The 259-nt window shown below is 62.9% G+C and carries 1 protein-coding gene; it reads right to left on the bottom strand.

The features are described from left to right. Position 1: 1 nt before the first annotated feature. Positions 2-259, bottom strand: a 258-nt coding sequence (locus ACTHSL_RS13860; RefSeq protein WP_440381738.1) for a hypothetical protein, incomplete at its 5' end; no start/stop codon positions are given.

The following is a 259-nucleotide window of genomic DNA, read 5'->3' as shown; positions in this document are numbered from 1 at the left end:
CCTACGGGAGGCTGAACGACAAGTTGCTGCCGAGGACTTCGGGATCGAGCGCGGCGACTTTGCCGATCAGGATGTCGCGGGTCTGGGCGAAGAGCGGCAGAAGAATGCCGGTATCGCCGAAGGCGGGCGCTTGCGGTCGGCCTTCCTCCCGCCCGAACCGTTGATCGAAGCTTTCATCAGGGAGGGGCGGCAGGTCTTCGGCACCCAGGATCATCGTCATGATTCGACGGTCCGACAAACTGAGGTACCCCAGTAGTCC

Source organism: Neisseria sp. P0008.S010, from assembly GCF_051962715.1.
In the GTDB taxonomy this organism is placed as follows: domain Bacteria; phylum Pseudomonadota; class Gammaproteobacteria; order Burkholderiales; family Neisseriaceae; genus Neisseria; species Neisseria elongata.
Note: the sequence above shows the minus strand (reverse complement) of the source record. Positions and strands in the feature narration are given on the sequence as shown.